Below are 18,780 nucleotides of genomic sequence, written 5' to 3'. Positions count from 1 at the left end.
GGAATCCACATGGTTACCAGACGCAGTCTCCTCGGGGCTGCCGCAGGCAGCGGCGTCCTCGCTCTCGCGCCCAGCCTGCCGGCCAACGCTGCGGGCAAAGCCCCTGCGCGGTGGACACGTGGTGTCTCCGCCAATGGTTGGAAGATCGACCCCGCCGCCATCACCACCTACCGGGTCGAGGGATCGAACGCCACGGTTGCAGTGCGACAGGGCAGCGCCGCTGCGATGTTGCTGCACGTCGCGCGCCGCTGGCACTACGAGATCGCGCCGCTGGACACGGGTGAAGGCGGCGGAATCACGGGGCATATGACGGAGCGCGCGGTCCAGGCGGAATTCGAGTCGAATTACCTGTCCGGCACCGCCATCGCCCTGCACCCGACCGCCTACCCGGTGGCCGGCAGCGAGCGGCTGTGGCCGCACCACGAGGCCATCGTGCGGGACATTCTCGCCGACTGCGAGGGCACGGTCGTGTGGGGCGGCGACCTAACCCCGGTGAAGACCTCGCACTTCGAAATCGCCGCCCGGCCGGCCGACAAGGTCCTGGCCCGCGTCGCCGCCCGATTCGATATCGGTAGGCAGACCGAGTTCCGGTTGCAGACCGCTGGTACCGTCGCCGACCCGGCGATGCCCGCGCGCCGCGAGAAGGCGCGGAGGGTTCCCCGCCCGCGCTGACCTGGGCCAGCCGAACAGGGCGAGGCGCTCCGGACCACACCATGCGGCAACACGGACGGGCTCCTCCCTATGGGAGGAGCCCGTCCGATCGTCCTACGCCCCGTCTGCCTGTCCTCGGGCCACAAAGCCCGCTGCGGGTGTCCAGAGCGCGGGACCACGCCCGGCGTTAGCGATTCGCCAAGTGGGTCACCGTTGAAGCGCGGACACCGGTTGGATCCGGATCGCGCGAGCGGCAGGCCAAAGGCCCGCTACCAGTCCTGTCGCCGCGCTTGCCGCTACAGCTATCATCGCGGCGCGCATATCGAGCACCGGGCTCCAGCGGTTCACAATGCTGACGGTGGCAACGGTCGCTACGCCAATAAGGACGCCGACCGCGCCACCGATGGTGCCTAAGACCGTGGTCTCGCCGACCAGTTGCGCGAAGATGTGTGACGGGCGAGCTCCCAACGCGCGACGTAGCCCGATCTCCGCGACCCGCGTCGTCACGGAGGCTGCGGCTGCATTGGCGATCGTCACCGCGCCTACGGCAAGCGCGACGATGCTGAGCAACACGGTCGACAGCGCCACGTTGCCTTCCACCTCCCGGCGCAGCTGTCGCGGGTCGGGAGGCGCGACGACTCGTAGGTCTTGCGGGCTCTCGGGATGCAGCGCGGTCGCAGCCTGCGACCCGATCAGTTGAGCCGCACCGGGAGAGGTCCGGATCAGAACCTCGCGGTTAGCGTCTTCCTCCGCTCCCTGACGGTACGACTCTAGGAGGATCTCAGCCGTCGAGGCTGGCATGAGCGCCCCGGTGAGTGAGTCCTGGCGCCGGCCGACGTCATAGAAGATGCCCATGACCGTGAAGGCCCGGTCATGGATGAATACGGCGGCGCCGACCCGGGTGATGCCCAGGGAATCTGCGACCGGCTGCGACAGCAGGACGACGTTCGCCCCGCGAGATTCATGAAATGCATCGAAGGAGCGACCGACGGTGAGCCGGGGTTCGATCGCGGCCAGCGCACCCGGGTCGACCCCGAATACTGCGAATGGGCTTGTTGGGGCACCGAGCCCGCGAGCAATGGGTTGCTCACCAAGACTGATGCGCGAGCCCGCATCGACGACGCCGTTCAGTCCCCGCAGTCGGGTCAGGGATTCGGCGTCCTGCCACCTGATGTCCAAACCCTTACTTTGCGGAGAGACGACGACCTCGGTGGCGCGCCTGATGTCGAAGCTGCTCGACACCTGCTGACTTATGGTGGAGGAGATCCCCAGGGTAGCTACGAACGCCACCGCGCCGAGTACGGTGCCCACCGCAGTCATGAGGGCGCGTCCCGGATGCCGCATCACTGACAGGGTCGCTTCCCTGGCCCAGTCGATCAGACCCATGTGAGACGGCCGGACACCGAGTGTCTCCCACAGCGACTCGTCGGTCCGACGGGTCGCAAAACGCGGTATGCGTCTCACTCCTCTGACACCACCCCATCGTCGACCCGGAGCCGACGAGCGCCCTGGGCGGCCACATTAGCCTCGTGGGTGACGACGATGACGGCTTGGCCCTCGGTGTGCAGCTCCCGCAGCAACTCCAGCACTGTGGTTGTGTTGGCTGAGTCGAGGTTGCCGGTCGGTTCGTCGCAGAACAGCACCCGCGGCCGGTAGGCCACCGCCCGAGCGATGGCCACCCGCTGGCGCTCGCCCCCGGATAGCGTCCGTGGGTCAGCCGTGGCCCGGTGGGAGAGTCCAACCCGCTCCAGCACCTCCTCAGCGCGCCGCCTCCGCTCACGCCGCGTCTGCGGGCCGTACAGCATGCCAAGCTCCACGTTTTCCACCACGGTCCGACCCGACAGCAGGTGGAAGGCCTGGAACACGAAGCCGAAAAGCTGCCCCCGAGCGGCGCCGCGGGTGGTCTCCCGCAAACCGGTCATCTCTACGTCGTTGATTCGATAGCTGCCGTTACTGGGAGCGTCAAGCAGTCCCAAGATGTTGAGCAAAGTCGACTTTCCGGATCCAGAGGGGCCGGTGATCGTGACGTAGTCGTTTGGCGCGATGTGCAGATTGGTCGGACGCAACGCGTGCACTGGATGCCCATCATCGTAGGTTCGGCTCACGCCGGTCAGCTCCAGCACCGCTGCTAGCCCTGGTTGCCTTGGCCGACCACGACCCGGTCCCCGGCGGTCAATGTGCCGGTGCCCTGCGGCGTCACCTCGGCCCAACCTCCAGCCACCCGCCCCGCGCTGACCGTGACGTCGTCAATGGTGTTGTTGGGCCGCAGAACGGTGACAAAGGTGCTGCCGTCGGCGCGCGAATAAACCGACGCGACAGGAACGACGAGCACCGGTGTGTCGCTCGCGGCTGCGGCGAGATCGACCCGGACGGTCCGGTCGGCGATCGGCGCCATCGCCTCGCCGGTGAAGGTAACGCTGATAATGAAACCGGACAGGCCGAGTTCCTGGTCGTTGCTGGGCTCGGTTGCGATCTGTCTGATGGTCCCGGCAGCAGTACGACCGGTGGCTTCATCCGCAATAGACGCCGGCTGGCCAGCGGTGATCAGGTCGATCTGGTCCCGGCTGGCTGCGGCAACGACATATGCAGCGCTACCATCCACCTCGAACAAAGCTGCGTCCGGCTTATCAAGTAGGTGTCCGACGCGGACCAGCACCTTGGTAACGGTGCCGGCCGAGCCGATCCGGATCACACCGGCCTGCCGCAGACTTGGACCAGCCTCCCGTTCCGTGGTGGCCAGCGTCGTCTGTGCGGCCTTCAATACCGCCTTGGCATCGGCCACGCCGGTATTCGCCGCTACCGATTTTTCCAAGCTAGCCTGGGCCTGCCCGACGGCGGCACGCGCAGCGGGCAACGCGGCCGCCGCCTCGGCCTTGCCAGGGCTGGCCTCGAACCCGCGATCTTTGAATAGTCGCCCGACCGCTGATTGAGTAGACCTATCGAATGTTCCGGAAACGCGGACACGATAGCCGAGTCGGCTAAGAGCGCGCTGAACTTCGGACACGTCCGGACCACGCACGCCGCCGACAAGATCCCGGTAGAGCGGGAAGGCCAAGTTCAGCGCGATGACCGGTTGCCCCGTCACCACGAGCAGGACCTTGCCTTCCTTAATGGACTGCCCGTTCTTCACCGGGACGGACGTGACGACACTATTTGGGCCGATAGCGGGTCCCGGAGGCTTGATCTTCCGACTCGCGCCGGCAACCACGCGACCGCGCAGCACGACCGGCTGGGAGAGCACGCGCAGCTCGGCCGGGACCGTAATCAGGGATGCCGTGGGTGGTGCGGCGTCGGCCGCAGCCTGCTCCGGCGAGCGAAGCTGCGATCCCAACACCAGCGACATGGCGGTTAACAGCGCCACAGCGCCGACCGTCCCAATCACGGCCTGGAGGCCGCGCCGCGAGCGCCATCTCGACACGCCAGTCACATTGTTCTCCTGATCAAAGCCGAAGCCGATTGTGCTGCGCTGCATCTGCGTTCGCAGCGCTGGCCGGCGGGAGTTCTCGCGTCACCGCACCGTTCACGTCGCGACGGAAGAATTTCTCCCCGTGGCACATGGTCGTCATCATCGTCGTAGGCAGCAATCTCTGGGCGGCGTGGATGTCACCGACCCGTAAGCGCGTGCGTGGTGTGCAGCAACTCGACGACCTGGCTGCCACAACACCGACGCGCCAGACACACGCGATGCCTGCCGCATTAATTCTGGGCCAGCAGGCCGGCCGACTGGCGAGCGAGGGTCTTGATCTGCTCATTGAGCTCCGTTATGCGGCTCTCGTAACGGTCCACGTAGCGCTGCTGCACCCGGAACGCGGCAGCGAGATGAGCCTCGACCCGTCCGACGTCCTTACTGCACTGGAACCAGGCCACCGCGAGATCCGACTCGGCCGGCGTGGGTACATACCGCCGGGCGGGGATGGCTGGACCGACCTGGACCACTCCGGGTCGGCTAGCCGGCTGCCAGTCCTCCTCGGGGCCGCGCTCGCTGGCGCCGAACTGCACACCGAAGAGGGTGTAGTTCGGTGTCCTGAGGAACGCATCGCGGTCTGCCCGGTAGTTCTTCGTGGCCATGCAGTCATATAGCTTGGACGCCAGATCCGAGGGCATCTCGCGCTCGACCTCGTACCGGTACGGCCCGAGCACGTTGAACAAGTCGAAGTAGTCGGTCATCGTCTGCTTGGCCTTAGGGCCGAACCGCGTCCACGCCTCAGCCTCGCACCGCTTGAGGTTCGTGTCGTAGCCAGCATCAAGGCTGACGATTCGAGCAGGCTCGCCGGGGAAGTCTGCACCGAAGCCGAGACGTCGTGCCTCCTGCTCACTGGTCGGCCCCAGGTTCTGGGCCGACAGCAGCAGTGGCTCGAACGGGTCCGGCGGACGCCACGTGCTGAAATTGTCACGGTTCTGCGGATAACCAGCGTCGGCAAGGCATTTATCGCGTATGCGAAGCCTGGCCAACTCGACCGAACTGTACTCCTCGCCGAGCAGGGCGTCGAAGGGTTGGTTGGGCGCTGCCGTCCGACCGGCGACGCCGGTCGGTCCCGAACCCGACGGCGTTCCTCCGTTGCTGCCGCAACCGGCCGTCGTTAAGGCGAGCGCGAGCAGGACAGTCAGCAGGCGACGGGGCTCAGCGCGGCGTAGCGCGGACACCGGGAACACCTCCAGAGGAGTTTATGAGGAATTATGCGTGGGCGGACGTCCCGTCCGCCCACGCATACGGTCAGGTAAGTATCAGAGGTTCTTGGGGTTGTAACTTGAACTGCCACCGCAGCGGGAGTGGCCGTTGTTACGGGGCGTAGCGGATCTGACGGGGAAAGGCATTCCGTCGTTCTGAACCGACACGTACGTGAACCAGTTGCCGTAACCGTCAACGTCCCACACGTAAACCGTGCACGCGGTATCGCGATTATTAAGGTGCTCCGCGCCGTCCATAACGCGTTCGTTTGTCGTGTAGCCACCGGGGACGTAGAACCACAGGTAGTCACCGTGCTTGGAGTTCGCGCCATGGTTGGCGCCGTTATAGAACTGCTTCCGCATGGTGTTGCCGCCATACTTGTCGCTGCTAAAGCAGATCTCGCCGACGACACACACAACGGTTCCGTTACCACTGTCATCGGCCTGCGCCGCCGTGGCAGGGATCGTGACACCGGCGGCCACTAGCGCTGCGGCGGAGCCCAAGCTGGCGATCCTTCGGCCGGCAGATTTAGCTGGAGCTGTCCTCATGGAAACTTTCCTCCGTTGCTAGATGTAAGAACACCACTGCCACGGCGCTGGCACGCCGTAGCCACGCCGCTTGCTGCGACCAGGTGGGGTTGGCGGAAATTGGCAGACCCTGTTCAACTTGAGCGATGGACGCAGGAAAGATGATTCTTCCAGGACGCACGCCCTGGGTGTTACAGGTTCTTCGGGTTGTAACTCGCCGAGCCGCCGCAGCGGGAGTGACCGTTGTTGTATGGGTCGATGCTACGAGAAGTACCGCCACTGTTCGCGCCCTGGGAAGCGTACGTGAACCAGTTGCCGTACCTGTCGACGTCCCATACGTAGACAGTGCACTCGGTGTCACGATTGGTAAGGAACCGAGCGCTGTCCATAACTCGTTCGGTGGTCGTGTAGCCACCCGAAACATAGAACCACATGTAGTCGCCGTGCTTGGAGTTCGCGCCATGGTTGGCGCCGTTCCAGAACTGTTTGCGCATTTGGTCGGTGCCGTAGGTGTCCTTGCGGAAGCAGATCTCGCCCGTGTTGCAGAGAACGCTTCCATCACCGCCATCCGCAGCTTGCGCGGCCCCAGCCGGTACGAGAATGAAAGCCGTAGCAGCCACAGCCCCTGCTACCGAAAACGCGACACGCTTCACCGTTTTTCCTCCAAGGTTGGTCGGCGGACATACGGCGCCCGCTGATTCCCTCACCGCAGCCAAGGATCAAGAAACACGAATGATAGTTGGCCGAGGGCGGCCGCGCTGTCCCCTTTGGAGGGTGGGACCGACGAGCCCTGGTCGCTCACGGTCGATGGGCCTGCGACGGGGCGCTCGACAATCGGTGGCGGCTGGACGACGCGAGGACTCCACCGGGCCTCCTGGGCAGGCCGTTGAAGCTGTCTGGGAGCGGATCGACAGCGGCCACCGCCCAGCGCCGCGAGGTCAGCCGCGCAGCGCGTTCTGGACCGCCGGATCCGCGGGCGAGCTGACCGCCGGTGCCCGGCCTCGGACCGCGTCCCACGCCGCCTTGCCGCTGGCGAAGTAGTCCCGGACCGACTTCTCGGCGAGCAGCGCGCGACCGCAACCGTCGCAGCGTGCGGTCACGCCGTCGACGTCGAGGCCGAGATGTCGGCACAGCGTCACGGCCCGGGACAGGTGGTAGGACTGGGTCACGATCAGGGCCCGCTCGACGCCGTACACCTCACGCGCTCGCAGGCAACTGTCGTAGGTGTCGAGGCCGAACGGGTCGGCCACCACGCGACGCGGGTCGACACCGAGATCGGCGAGGTACGACGTCATCACCGCCGTCTCGTCACCCGAGTTGCCGCCGCCGTCGCCCGACACGAGGACGACCTTGGCCCGTCCGCTGGTCACCAACTCGGCGGCGGTCTCCAGGCGGCCGGCGAGCCGTTCTCCCGGCCGTTGTCGATCCGCCGCCACGGCGGTGCCGAGCACGATCACCACGTCGGCGGCCGGCGCATCCGCCTCGTCGTGTACGTGCCCGCGCGCACCGATCGTCGTCCACAGCCACGGGACACTGGCGAGCAGCAGCGCGGCCAGGCCAGCGGCGGCCCCGCGGAGCAGGTTCCGTCGCCACCGGCCAGCGCTGGGGCCGCTGCCCACCGGGGCGCTCCGACGTGCGACGGCCTACTCCTCGGGGAGCCGGATCGGCGGGAACGGCAGACCCGAGCCGCCACCGCCGCCCGGCGTGGTCGGCGTGGTCGTCGGCGTCGGCGTCGTCGGCGGCGGACTGGGCGTCTCGTCCACCTTCTCCGGGATGCTGACCTCGATGGTCACCGTCTTGCCCTGGGCCAACTCGGTGCCGGCCTTCGGGTTCTGCGACTGGACGCGGCCGGCCCGGTCGGGCGACACCTCGTCACCATCACGGAATCTGACCTCGTAACCCGCCGCGCGGAGCTCCTGAGCGGCCTCATCCTTGGTCGAGTTGACGACGTTGGGGACCTTGTTGACATTGCCCCGCGAGACGTCGAGCGTCACCTTGCTGTTCTGGGCGACGGTGGTCCCGGACGGGGGGTTGACCCTGACCACTATGCCCTTCTGGGCAGGGTTGTCGACCGGGCGTTGCTCGACCACCAGCCCGAGAGCCTTGAGCTGGGGCTCGACGTTCTCGGCCTGGGAGTTGACCAGACCCGGAGGAATCGTCACCTCGGGCTTGCCGGCGCAGATCTGGATGGTGACCGTGCTGGCCGCCTTCAGGCGAGTGTCCGGCTGCGGGTTCTGGCCGACCACGGTGCCTTCCTTGCAGGTGCTGTTCGAAACCGGGTCACCCAGCACCGGCTGGAGGTTGGCGTTGCGGATCTCACTGAACGCGGCGTCCTGCGTCTTACCGGCCAGCGTGGGCACCGACTTCAGGTTCTTGTCCTGCTGTTGGCTCCAGAGCAGCGCCGCCACCAGGGCGATCACCGCCAGCACGCCGACCGCGCTGAACAGGGCGATCAGCCAGGAGGATGCCTTCCGCTGGCGCGGGTCGCCGACCCGGGCCGGGATCTGCCGGGTCTGCGCCCCAGCGGCGGCAGCCGGGTAGCCGCCCCCACCGCCGGCCGGAGCCATCGCCACCGTCTCGGCCTCGCGCAGCACCGGAGTGGCCAGCACCGGCCGGCCAGCGGCGGCGCGGAGCAGGTCGGCCCGCATCTCCCCGGCGCTCTGGTAGCGGTTGAGCGGGTTCTTCGACAGCGCCTTGAGCACGATGGCGTCGACGGCCGGGTTGACGTCCGGGTTGATGTCGCTCGGCGTCGGCGGCGTCTCCCGCACATGCTGGTACGCGACGCTGACCGGGCTGTCCCCGACGAACGGCGGGTGCCCGCAGACCAGCTCGAAGAGCACGCAGCCGGCCGCGTACACGTCGGAGCGGGCATCGACGGCCTCACCGCGCGCCTGCTCCGGGGAGAGGTACTGCGCCGTGCCGATCACCGCGCTGGTCTGCGTCATGGTGGTCGCGCCGCTGGCCAGCGCCCGCGCGATGCCGAAGTCCATCACCTTGACCTGGCCGGTCTGGGTGAGCATGACGTTGCCCGGTTTGATGTCCCGGTGGATGATGCCGTGCCGGTGGCTGAACTCCAGCGCCGCGCACATGTCGGCGCAGATCTCCAGCGCCCGGCGGGGCTGCAGTCGCCCTTCGGCGCCGAGCACCTCCTTCAACGTCCGCCCGTTGACGAACTCCATGACGATGAACGGCAGCGTCTCACCGGTCGGCGCGGTTTCCTCGCCGGTGTCGTAGACGGCCACGATCGCCGGGTGGTTGAGCGAGGCGGCGTTCTGTGCCTCCCGACGGAACCGCATCTGGAACGTCGCGTCCCGGGCGAGGTCGGTACGGAGCATCTTGATCGCGACATCCCGACCAAGCCGGAGGTCGCGACCGCGGTGCACCTCGGCCATGCCGCCATAGCCGAGCAGCTCGCCGACCTGGTACCTGCCACCGAGCAGGCGGGCCTGCGCTGTCATCGCGTCTGTCGTCCTTCGCTCGTCGTCGTCCCGCCGTCGCCCGGCTGGAGTCGTACCTCACGACGGTACGACGTCCGGGTCGCATCGTCTCGTCCGTCGAGCCCCAGCGCGCCGGACGTCGCAGTCTGTGTAGCCAGCGCACCGGCGGCACCGGACTGCGACTGCTTCCGCAGGTTGTAGGAAATCACGCCGGAGCAAACCAGGACCAGTACGGCCAGCAGGATGGCGAGAAGCACCATTCCGGGCCGCGACCGGTGGGCGTCCGGCGCGGACGGCGTCGGGCCGGCCGGGTGGACGTACGCCGGAGGGTGTTCCTGTCGGGTCTGTGCCGGCGGCACCGCTGCTGCACCACGCGGGTAGCCGGTCGGGGCGGCCGGCGGCCGGGCGTATGGCACGGCCGGCGCGACGGTGGTGGGGCGGAGCTGCTGCGCCGGCGGGACCGAGGTCGGCCGCTGCGCCACGGGCACCGGACGGTGCGGGGCGCCGGGCGGCCGCATCTGCTGCGCCGCCGGCACCTGCGCCCGGCCGGGTGCGGCCGGTGACGCCGGTGCCGCGGAGACCGGCCCGGGGTTGCCACCGGCCCTGGCCTGCTGGGACAGCGCGGCCTTGAGCTGGCGGGCGACCCCGGCGAGGGCGGCGGCGCTGGGCCACCGGGCGGCCGGGTCCTTGGCCAACGCACGTTCCACCACCGCCCGGACCTGCGGCGGGATGTCGGCGGGCAGCGGCCGGGGCTTCTCCCGGACGTGCCGCATGGCGATGTCGAGCGGGTTGTCGCCCTCGAACGGTCGCCGGCCGGCGAGGCACTGGTAGGCGACCACGCCGAGGGCGTACACGTCGGACGCCGGGGTCGCCACCCCGCCGGTCGCCTGCTCCGGGGAGATGTACGAGGCGGTGCCGAGCACCGAGCCGGCGGCGGTGAGCTGGCCGACCAGATCGGAGCGGGCGATGCCGAAGTCGGTCAGCACGAGTGTGCCGTTCGGCCGGACCAGCAGGTTGCCCGGCTTCACGTCGCGGTGCACGATGCCCTTCTCGTGGGCGGCGTGCAACGCGTCCGCGGCCTGCGCGACGAGGGCCATCGTGCGGGCCGGGGTGAGCCGACCGACCCGACTCAGCGTGGACGACAGGGCGTCGCCCTCGACGTACTCCATGACCAGGAAGGCGATCTGCTGGTCGTTGCCGAAGTCGTAGACGTCCACCACGCCGGGGTGGTTGATGGTGGCCATCGTCCGGGCCTCGCCGCGGAACCGCTCGGCGAAGTCCGGGTCGTCGAGCAGCGCGGGGAGCAGGCTCTTCACCGCGACCGTCCGGCCGAGCACCTGGTCGGTGCCGCGCCACACGTCGCCCATGCCGCCGCTGGCGATCCGCTCGTCGAGACGGTAGCGGTTGCCGAGCTGGACGCCGGGGCTGAGCATGTCAGCGACCCCCGGGGTCGGCGATGGCGGCCCGCATGATCTGGCCGGCGATCCGGGCGGCCTCGGCGCTGCCGCCGCTCCCGGCCTGCTCCAGCACCACACAGACCGCGGAGACCGGGTTGCCGTTCTTGTCCAATGCGAAGCCGATGAACCAACCGTGGTCGGGTCGGTCCGGGGCGGACTGCGCGGTGCCGGTCTTGCCACCGACCGTGTAACCGCTGATCGAGGCCTTCCGACCGGTGCCGTTCTGCACCACGCTGACCATCATCTCGCGCAGGTCACCGGCGACCTGGCCGTTCACCGGCTGGCGCAGCTCCCGCGGCTTGGCGGTGTAGTAGCTCGTGGTCCGGTCCGGAGCGAGCAACTGCCGGACCAGGTACGGCCGCATCTGGCTGCCGTTGTTGGCGACCGCGCCAGCGATCATGGCGCCTTCCAGCGGGGTCATCCGGACGTTGTTCTGCCCGATCGAGGACTGGGCGAGTGCGGCCGGGTCGGTGCTGCCGTCCGGGTTCTGCATGTCTCCGGTCCGGCTGGCCGCCGTGGGCAGGCCGCCCTCGCCGAGCTGGCCGACGGTGAGGTCCTCCTGCTCGAAGCCGAACTGCCGGGCCTTCTCCTTGAGCGTGTCGGCGCCGAGCCGCACGCCGAGCTGGGCGAAGCCGGTGTTGCACGATTCGGTGACCGCGTCCAGCAGGGTGACCTGCCGCTCGGGGCAGATCGACGGAGCGGCGTTGCGGATCGGGCTGCCCGAGGTGGGCGGGGTGTAGCTCGACCCCGCCGGGATCTGGGTGGTCTTTCCGATGCCGTTCTCCAGCGCCGCCGCGGCGACCACGATCTTGAAGGTGGAGCCCGGCGGCAGCGTCTCGCCGAGCGCGCGGTTGTTCAGCGGGCGCTCCGGGTCCTGTTCCAGCTTGTTGAACGCCGCGGCCGCCTCGGTGGTGTTGTGGCTGACCAGCGGGTTCGGGTCGAAGCTGGGCATGGACACCAGCGCCTGCACCGCACCGGTACGCGGGTCGATCGCGATCGCCGCGCCCCTCTTCGCCCCCACCTGGTTGTTTCGCAGCTGGTCGTACGCCACGTCCTGAGCCTGCTTGGAGAGCGTGAGCAGCACGTTGCCGCCACCGGTTTCGTCACCGGTGAACAGGTCCTTGAACCGGTCGCCGATCAGCTGGTCGCTGGTGCCGGCCAGGAAGTCGTTCTCCACCCGCTCGATGCCCTGATCGGCCAGGTTGACGGGCTTGTAGCCGAGCACGTGGGCGTACTTGGCGCCACCCGGGTAGCTGCGCTGGAACTTCAGCTTGCCGGTGGTCTCCTTGCTGGTGGCCAGCGCGGTGCCGCCGGCCTCGATGTTGCCGCGCTTGCGCTTGTAGTCGGCGACCTGGACCCGACCGTTGTAGTCGCTGGTGCGGTACTCGTCGGCCTTGTACGCCTGGATCCAGTTCAGGTTCGCGAAGAGCAGACCGAACAGGACGATGACGACGACACCGACCCGGCGCAGGGGTGCGTTCACGGCCTGATCACCTCCGTGGGAGCACCATGCAACTGCTCGGGCGGGCCGCCCGTCGGTCGGGCCGCCTTGCCGCCACCGCCGGTCACCGGCCGACGGGCACCGTCGGAGACCCGCAGCAGCACCGCGATGAGCAGCCAGTTGGCCATCAGCGACGAGCCACCGGCGGACAGGAACGGGGTGGTCTGACCGGTGAGCGGGATGAGCTTGCTGATGCCGCCGACGATCACGAAGACCTGCAGGCCCAGGGTGAAGGCGAGACCGCCGGCGAGCAGCTTGCCGAACGAGTCGCGCACCGCGAGCGCGGCGCGCAGGCCCCGCTCCACGATCAGCAGATACACCACCAGCAGCGCGGAGAGGCCGAAGAGGCCGATCTCCTCACCGATGCCGGCGAAGATAAAGTCGTTCTGCACCTCGGGCAGGATGTCCGGTTGACCGCCGCCCGGACCGGCGCCGAAGAGCCCACCCGTACCGAGGGCGAGCAGGCCCTGGACGAGCTGGTAGCCCTTGCCGTGCGGATCGGCGAACGGGTCCAGCCAGATCTCCGCACGCACGTAGAAGTTGGCGAACGGCCCACCGACCGTCGAGCCGAGGACGTAGGCGAGGTAGGCGCCCCCGAAGAAGAGGATCAGACCGATCAGCAGCCAACTGACGCGTTCGGTGGCGATGTAGAGCGTCACCACGAACATGCCGAAGTAGAGCAGCGAGGTGCCGAGGTCCTTCTCGAACACGAGCACCAGGACGCTGATCAGCCAGACCACGACCACCGGGCCGAGGTCGCGCCCGCGCGGGAAGTCGATGCCGAGAAAGCGCCGGCTGGCCAGCGACAACACCTCGCGCTTGCGCACCAGGTAGTAGGCGAAGAAGACCAGCAGCGCCAGCTTGGCGAACTCGCCCGGCTGGATGGAGAAGCCACCGACCCGGATCCACAGCTTGGCGCCGTTGATCTCGGAGATGCTGCTGGGCAGCACCGCCGGGAGCATCACCAGCACGATGCCGGCAAGCCCCAGGGTGTACGCGTACCGGGAGATCGAACGGTGGTCGCGCATGATGGCCAGCAGGACGGCGGCGAGGATCACCGAGACGAGCGTCCAGGCCAACTGCCGGCCGCCGATACCGGCGAAGGTGGCCAGGCCCTCCCGGTCGGCAACTGCTGCCTCGCCCAGGTCGATCCGGCGCAGAAAGCCCACCCCGAGGCCGTTGAGCAGGGCCACCGCCGGCAGCAGGGCCGGGTCGGCGAACGGGGCGAGGAACCGGATCACCAGGTGCAGGCCGAGGAAGACCGCGCCGACCGCTGCGGCCGGCATCCAGAAGTCCGGGGTGACCGTGTCCAGCAGGTTCGCCTCGACGGTCGCCATGTAGGCGGCCACCAGCACCATGGCCAGCAGCAGCAGGGACAGCTCGGCGTTGCGGCGGGACCGGGCCAGGCGTACGCCGGAATCCCCGCCCGTGGTGGCGGGCGAGGGTGCCGGTGTGGCCGCTACGGTCACGGGTGGAGTCCTTGGGATCTCAGCCGACGCTCACTCAGGAGACCGGCAGCCGGCCGGGTCGAGCGCCGGCGGTGTCGAGTCGGAGGGCGTGGCGTCGGATGGGGAGGTCAGATCGGTTGCGCCGGCATCGGCGGTGGCCGCGATGGTCGGGCTCACGACCCCGTTGGGGGTCGCCGGTGGGCCGGCGCTGGGGCTGCCGTTCGGACTCGGGGTCGTCCCGGGCAGGGCCGCTGTCGGCGTGGGCGTCGGCGTGCCGTCCACCACCGTCGGGTCGGGCGGGCAGATCGGCTTCAGGTTGGGGTTGCTCGGGGTGTCGCTGGTCAGCTCGGCGAGCTGACGCTCGGCGTCCGGCTCACTCTTGGCCCGGATGCCCACCTTGACGGTGTCCTGAGCGGCGACGGTGAGGTCGTCCAGCCGGGTGCCGCTGGTGCGGTGCACGGTGGAGAGGTCCATCCCGGCGATCTGACCCTGGATGCCCCGGAAGACCGCGACCTGCCCCTCCTCGGTGGCGCCCACGTAGTACTGGCGCTGGGTGTACGTCCAGCTGGCGAAGAGCCCACCGGCGAGGATCACCAGCAGGGCCAGCGCCATGGCGGTGGCCCGCACCGGCCGGTGCTTGCGCCGCTCCGGCTCGTCGTCCGAGGCCGCCGGCTCCTCCGGCACGGCCGGGCGCGGCGCGGAGAGCGCCGAGGCCCGCGCGGCGGGGGTCGAGTTGTCGGCCGAGGTGGCCATGCCCCGGTCCCGGGCGGCGGCGCCACCGACGATCGGGGTCGCCTCGACGATGTCGTGGTCGGTGGCGTCGGCGATGATCACCGTGATGTTGTCCGGACCGCCGCCGCGCAGCGCGAGCTGGACTAGCCGCTCGACGCACTGCTGCGGGTCGGTGTACTCCCGGAGGGATTCACCGATGGTCTCGGCGCTGACCACGCCCGAGAGGCCGTCGCTACAGATCAGGTAGCGGTCGCCGGGCAGCACCTGGCGCACCGAATATTCCGGGTCGATGTCCCGGCCGTCCAGGGCGCGGGTCAGCAGCGAGCGCTGCGGGTGGCTACTGGCCTCCTCGGCGCTGATCCGGCCCTCGTCGACGAGCATCTGGACGTACGTGTCGTCCTTGGTGATCTGGGCGAACTCACCGTTGCGCAGCAGATAGGCCCGCGAGTCGCCGATGTGGACCATCCCCAGCTTGCTGCCGGAGAAGAGGGTCGCCGTCAGCGTGGTGCCCATCCCCTCCAACTGCGGGTTGGCGTCCACCGTGTCGCGGAGCTGTTGGTTGGCGGTGCCCACGGCCGAACGCAACGCGTCGACAAGTGCGTCCCCTGGGACGTCCTCGTCGAGCGGCGCCATGGCACCGATGACGATGTTGCTGGCGACGTCACCGGCGGCCATGCCGCCCATGCCGTCGGCAACGGCGAGTAGCCGCGGCCCGGCGTAGACGGAGTCTTGATTGCCGTCACGGATCAGACCGCGGTCGCTGTGGGCCGCATAGCGCAGGGTCAGAGTCATGGCCGTAATTCGAGGGAAGTGCGGCCGATCCGGATCGGCACGCCGAGGGGGACGGGGGTTGGTCCGGTGACCTTAGCGCGATCGAGGTAAGTCCCGTTAGTCGAGCCGAGGTCCTCGACGAACCACTGCCCCTCGCGCGGCATGAGCCGGGCGTGCCGCGCGGAGGCATAGTCGTCGGTGATGACCAGCGTGGAATCCTCGGCTCGACCGATGGTGATCTGCGCTTCGCCGAGGGTGATCCGGGTGCCGGCCAGTTGACCGGCGGTCACCACCAACTGGTGGGCCGCCCGCCCCCGCTTCACCTTCGCCGGTTTGGCCGCCTGCCCCGTCGAGGCGCCGACCGCGCGTGGTGCCGCCACCAGGCGACCGGACCGGGCTCCCGCGAAGAGGTCCCGGCGGATCACGCCGACCACCGTGAACACGAAGATCCACAGCAGGATCAGGAACCCGAACCGGGCAACGGTGATGACCAGTGCCGGCAAGGCGGCTCAGCCGTCCACGCGGAAGGTCAGCGTCGTGGTGCCGAGCTGGACCATGTCACCAGGGTTGAGGGCGACGGCCGAGACCCGCTGGCCGTTGACCATGGTGCCGTTGGTGGAACCCAGATCGGTCAGCACGACCTGGCCGCCGTCGAAATCCAGCCGGGCGTGTCGCCGGGAGATGCCGACGTCGGGCAGGCGCAGGTTGGCCTGGTCACCGCGACCGATCACCGTCGACCCCATCTGGAGGGGGTAGGTGCGACCGTCGCCGGAGACCAGCCGCACGTTGCGGCCGCCACCGTGCCCGGGCGGCGGGCCGTAGCCCCCGCCCTGGTCGTACGCGGGGTAGGCGGGCGGGCCGGCGTCGTAGCCGGGTGCCGACACGGGGGCGACCTCGCCACCGGTGTAGACCTCGGCGGTGACCCGGAACATTCCCGTGTCCAGGCCCTCGCCCCGCTCGATCTCGACGATCACGTCGCCGTAGACCGTCCAGGCCTGCTCGCCGATGAACTCCGCCTGCGACTGGGCCAGTTCCTGGGCCAGCGCGGCGGCGTACGGTGCCAGCCGACCGTGGTCGAACGGCGAGAGATCGATCACGTAGCGGTTGGGCACCAACGTCCGCCCACCGGCCAGGATCGCCTTGTGCGCCTCAGCCTCCCGCTGCATGGCATTGAGGATCTCCACGGGGTGGACCACCCCTTTGAAGACCTTGGCGAAGGCCCCTTCGACCAGGCCTTCCAGACGCTTCTCGAAGCGTTGCAGCACGCTCACCGGCTCCTCCTCGGGTCCCGAGGCCATGATGGTATCCGGCCGGGGCGCGCGCAGCTCACACGCCGCTCGGCCGGCCTGCTCCCGGTCCGTTCGGAAGGGCCGGGACTGCCGTGCTACTCTTTCGTCCGCCACGAACGGTAACCGCTCGTGGCGAGCGCCCGGAACAGCCTAGTCTCACCGGGGCCTGTTGGAGACAGCGGGCCCGAGGCGGCTAGAGTGGTCCGGGTTGTGCCACGGGGATGTGGCGGAATGGCAGACGCGCACGGTTCAGGTCCGTGTGCCCGAAAGGGCGTGGGGGTTCAACTCCCCCCATCCCCACCAAAATGACGAGGGCTCCGCTAAATGCGGGGCCCTTCCGTCGTATCGGGGCGTGCCGGGCATCACGCTATGCTCCGATGGTTTCTGCCTCCGATGGACCAGGAGTGGCGTGTGACTGTCGCGTTGGTGACCGGCTCGGGTGGTCTGATCGGCTCCGAAGCGGTCCGACACTTCGCCGGCCTCGGCCTGGACGTCGTCGGCATCGACAACGACATGCGCCGGTACTTCTTCGGCGAGGACGGCTCCACCTCGTGGAGCCTGGAACGGCTGAGCCGTGACCTGGGCAACTCGTACACCCACTTCGCGGTGGACATCCGGGACCGCGACGGTCTTGAGCAGGTCTTCAAGAAGTACGGCCCGGACATCGCCGTGGTGATCCACAGCGCGGCGCAGCCGAGTCACGACTGGGCGGCCAAGGAGCCGTACACGGACTTCGACGTGAACGCCGGCGGCACGCTCAACATCCTGGAGAACACCCGGCGGCACGCGATCGACGCGCCGTTCATCCACTGTTCGACGAACAAGGTCTACGGCGACCGGCCCAACAGCCTGCCGCTCATCGAGCTGGACACCCGGTACGAGCTGCCCGAGGACCACCGCTGGTACCAGGGCATCACCGAGGACATGTCGATCGACCACTCGCTGCACTCGGTCTTCGGCGCCTCGAAGGTCGCCGCGGACGTGATGGTGCAGGAGTACGGGCGCTACTTCGACATGAAGACCGCCTGTTTCCGGGGTGGCACGCTGACCGGCCCGGCGCACTCGGCCGCCGAGCTGCACGGGTTCCTCGCGTACCTGATGCGCTGCGTCATGGAGGGCCGGACGTACAACCTGTTCGGCTACAAGGGCAAGATGGTCCGCGACGCGATCCACTCCCACGACGTGTTGACCGCGTTCGAGGCGTTCTTCCGTGCGCCCCGCTCGGCCGAGGTCTACAACCTGGGTGGCGGCCGGCACTCCAACACCTCGCACATCGAGGCGTTCCGGATCGCCGAGGAGATCACCGGCCGCGAGGCGCGGATCAACTACGTCGAGCAGAACCGCACCGGCGACCACCAGTGGTACGTGAGCAGCATGGGCCGGTTCGAGGAGCAGTACCCGGACTGGAAGATCACGTACGACGTCCCGATGATCCTGCGGGAGATCTACGAGGCCAACGTGGACAAGTGGGTGCCGCAGTCATGACCGCACAGACCAAGCGCAACGTGCTCGGCGTCCTCGTCGACGCCACCGACTACACCACGGCGACCGACGCGGTGGTGACCGCGGCGCACGAGCGGCGTCCGCTCGCGCTTACCGCACTCGCTGTGCACGGCGTGATGACCGGCGTGCTGGACCCGGCGCACAACGCCCGGCTCAACTCCTTCGACGTGGTCACCCCGGACGGGCAGCCGGTGCGCTGGGCGCTCAACCTGCTGCACCACGCCGGGCTCACCGACCGTGTCTACGGGCCGACGCTGACCCTGCACGTGCTCTCCCGCTTCGCGGACGAAGGGCTGCCGGTCTACCTGTACGGCTCAACCGAGGAGACGCTGGCCAAGCTGATCCCGGCGTTGGAGCGGATGTTCCCCGCGCTCAAGATCGCAGGGGTGGAGCCGTCGAAGTTCCGCGCGGCCCAGCCGGGCGAGGACGCCGAGATCGCCGACCGGATCCGGTCCAGTGGTGCCCGGCTCGTCCTGGTCGGGCTCGGCTGCCCGCGCCAGGAGGTCTTCACGTACGCCATGCGCCCGCTGCTCGACATGCCGCTGATGGCGGTCGGCGCGGCCTTCGACTACCACGCCGGGCTGCTGCGTCAGCCTCCGCCGTGGATGCAGCGCGCCGGCCTGGAGTGGTTCTGGCGGCTCGGTCTGGAGCCGAAGCGCCTCTGGAAGCGTTACGTGATCCTCAACCCCGCCTACCTGGCCCGGTTGGCCGGGCAGAAGACCGGCCTGTGGAAGGCCCGCCCGCCGGCTCCGGCCACCGAGCGACCGGCCACCTTCGCGGTCTGACCCTCGAACT

The 18,780-nt window shown here is 68.8% G+C and carries 17 protein-coding genes and 1 tRNA gene; 4 read left to right on the top strand and 14 right to left on the bottom strand.

Features of this window, described 5'->3' with window-relative positions:
* Positions 1-9: 9 nt before the first annotated feature.
* Positions 10-672 carry a hypothetical protein gene (locus ABZ808_RS10095; protein ID WP_357003344.1) on the top strand — a complete coding sequence of 221 codons (663 nt, stop codon included), beginning with the start codon at positions 10-12 and terminating at the stop codon, positions 670-672.
* A 186-nt stretch (positions 673-858) separates the two neighbouring features.
* On the opposite strand, the gene ABZ808_RS10090 is transcribed toward ABZ808_RS10095, so the two are convergent.
* The 14 genes from ABZ808_RS10090 to ABZ808_RS10025 all read right to left on the bottom strand — a co-directional run bounded on the left by ABZ808_RS10090 (position 859) and on the right by ABZ808_RS10025 (position 16,491).
* Positions 859-2,037 carry an ABC transporter permease gene (locus ABZ808_RS10090; protein WP_357003342.1) on the bottom strand — a complete coding sequence of 393 codons (1,179 nt, stop codon included), beginning with the start codon at positions 2,035-2,037 and terminating at the stop codon, positions 859-861.
* A 74-nt stretch (positions 2,038-2,111) separates the two neighbouring features.
* A complete protein-coding gene (locus ABZ808_RS10085) occupies positions 2,112-2,774 on the bottom strand; it encodes an ABC transporter ATP-binding protein (RefSeq protein WP_357003340.1) in 663 nt (220 codons plus the stop codon).
* 5 nt (positions 2,775-2,779) lie between these two features.
* The gene (locus ABZ808_RS10080) at positions 2,780-4,123 is read right to left on the bottom strand and encodes a peptidoglycan-binding domain-containing protein (RefSeq protein ID WP_357003339.1); all 1,344 of its coding nucleotides are present in this window, start codon (positions 4,121-4,123) and stop codon (positions 2,780-2,782) included.
* A 224-nt stretch (positions 4,124-4,347) separates the two neighbouring features.
* Positions 4,348-5,295, bottom strand: coding sequence for a hypothetical protein (locus ABZ808_RS10075; RefSeq protein WP_357003336.1), 948 nt, complete (start codon positions 5,293-5,295; stop codon positions 4,348-4,350).
* An 81-nt stretch (positions 5,296-5,376) separates the two neighbouring features.
* Complete coding sequence (locus ABZ808_RS10070; RefSeq protein ID WP_357003334.1) at positions 5,377-5,823, bottom strand: hypothetical protein; 447 nt, start codon at positions 5,821-5,823, stop codon at positions 5,377-5,379.
* Positions 5,824-6,038: 215 nt separating this feature from the next.
* A complete protein-coding gene (locus tag ABZ808_RS10065) occupies positions 6,039-6,500 on the bottom strand; it encodes a hypothetical protein (RefSeq protein ID WP_357003332.1) in 462 nt (153 codons plus the stop codon).
* A 285-nt stretch (positions 6,501-6,785) separates the two neighbouring features.
* Positions 6,786-7,466, bottom strand: coding sequence for an ElyC/SanA/YdcF family protein (locus ABZ808_RS10060; RefSeq protein WP_357003330.1), 681 nt, complete (start codon positions 7,464-7,466; stop codon positions 6,786-6,788).
* A gap of 24 nt (positions 7,467-7,490) precedes the next feature.
* A complete protein-coding gene (pknB, locus tag ABZ808_RS10055; protein WP_357003328.1) occupies positions 7,491-9,305 on the bottom strand; it encodes a Stk1 family PASTA domain-containing Ser/Thr kinase in 1,815 nt (604 codons plus the stop codon).
* Positions 9,302-10,717 carry a protein kinase gene (locus ABZ808_RS10050; RefSeq protein ID WP_357003326.1) on the bottom strand — a complete coding sequence of 472 codons (1,416 nt, stop codon included), beginning with the start codon at positions 10,715-10,717 and terminating at the stop codon, positions 9,302-9,304. Before ABZ808_RS10050 ends, pknB begins: the two co-directional genes overlap by 4 nt.
* Position 10,718: 1 nt before the next feature.
* Positions 10,719-12,224, bottom strand: a complete 1,506-nt coding sequence (locus ABZ808_RS10045; RefSeq protein WP_357003324.1) for a penicillin-binding transpeptidase domain-containing protein — start codon at positions 12,222-12,224, stop codon at positions 10,719-10,721.
* Positions 12,221-13,711, bottom strand: a complete 1,491-nt coding sequence (locus ABZ808_RS10040; protein WP_357003322.1) for an FtsW/RodA/SpoVE family cell cycle protein — start codon at positions 13,709-13,711, stop codon at positions 12,221-12,223. Before ABZ808_RS10040 ends, ABZ808_RS10045 begins: the two co-directional genes overlap by 4 nt.
* A gap of 30 nt (positions 13,712-13,741) precedes the next feature.
* Positions 13,742-15,214: a protein phosphatase 2C domain-containing protein gene (locus ABZ808_RS10035; RefSeq protein ID WP_357003320.1), complete on the bottom strand. Its 1,473-nt coding sequence runs from the start codon at positions 15,212-15,214 to the stop codon at positions 13,742-13,744.
* Positions 15,211-15,696: an FHA domain-containing protein gene (locus ABZ808_RS10030; RefSeq protein WP_357003318.1), complete on the bottom strand. Its 486-nt coding sequence runs from the start codon at positions 15,694-15,696 to the stop codon at positions 15,211-15,213. Before ABZ808_RS10030 ends, ABZ808_RS10035 begins: the two co-directional genes overlap by 4 nt.
* 6 nt (positions 15,697-15,702) lie before the next feature.
* Positions 15,703-16,491 carry a DUF3662 and FHA domain-containing protein gene (locus ABZ808_RS10025; RefSeq protein ID WP_357003316.1) on the bottom strand — a complete coding sequence of 263 codons (789 nt, stop codon included), beginning with the start codon at positions 16,489-16,491 and terminating at the stop codon, positions 15,703-15,705.
* A gap of 208 nt (positions 16,492-16,699) precedes the next feature.
* Here ABZ808_RS10025 and ABZ808_RS10020 point away from each other — a divergent pair.
* From ABZ808_RS10020 to ABZ808_RS10010, 3 genes are all read left to right on the top strand, one after another.
* Positions 16,700-16,785 (top strand) — tRNA-Leu (locus ABZ808_RS10020).
* A 66-nt stretch (positions 16,786-16,851) separates the two neighbouring features.
* Positions 16,852-17,967: an NAD-dependent epimerase/dehydratase family protein gene (locus tag ABZ808_RS10015; protein ID WP_357003314.1), complete on the top strand. Its 1,116-nt coding sequence runs from the start codon at positions 16,852-16,854 to the stop codon at positions 17,965-17,967.
* Positions 17,964-18,770: a WecB/TagA/CpsF family glycosyltransferase gene (locus ABZ808_RS10010; protein WP_357003312.1), complete on the top strand. Its 807-nt coding sequence runs from the start codon at positions 17,964-17,966 to the stop codon at positions 18,768-18,770. The genes ABZ808_RS10015 and ABZ808_RS10010 overlap by 4 nt, the downstream gene beginning before the upstream one ends.
* Positions 18,771-18,780 lie beyond the last annotated feature (10 nt).

The organism is Micromonospora sp. NPDC047527 (assembly GCF_040643015.1).
In the GTDB taxonomy this organism is placed as follows: Bacteria; Actinomycetota; Actinomycetes; order Mycobacteriales; family Micromonosporaceae; genus Micromonospora.
The sequence above is the reverse complement of the archived record's forward strand: the minus strand, read 5'-3'. Positions and strand labels throughout refer to the sequence as shown.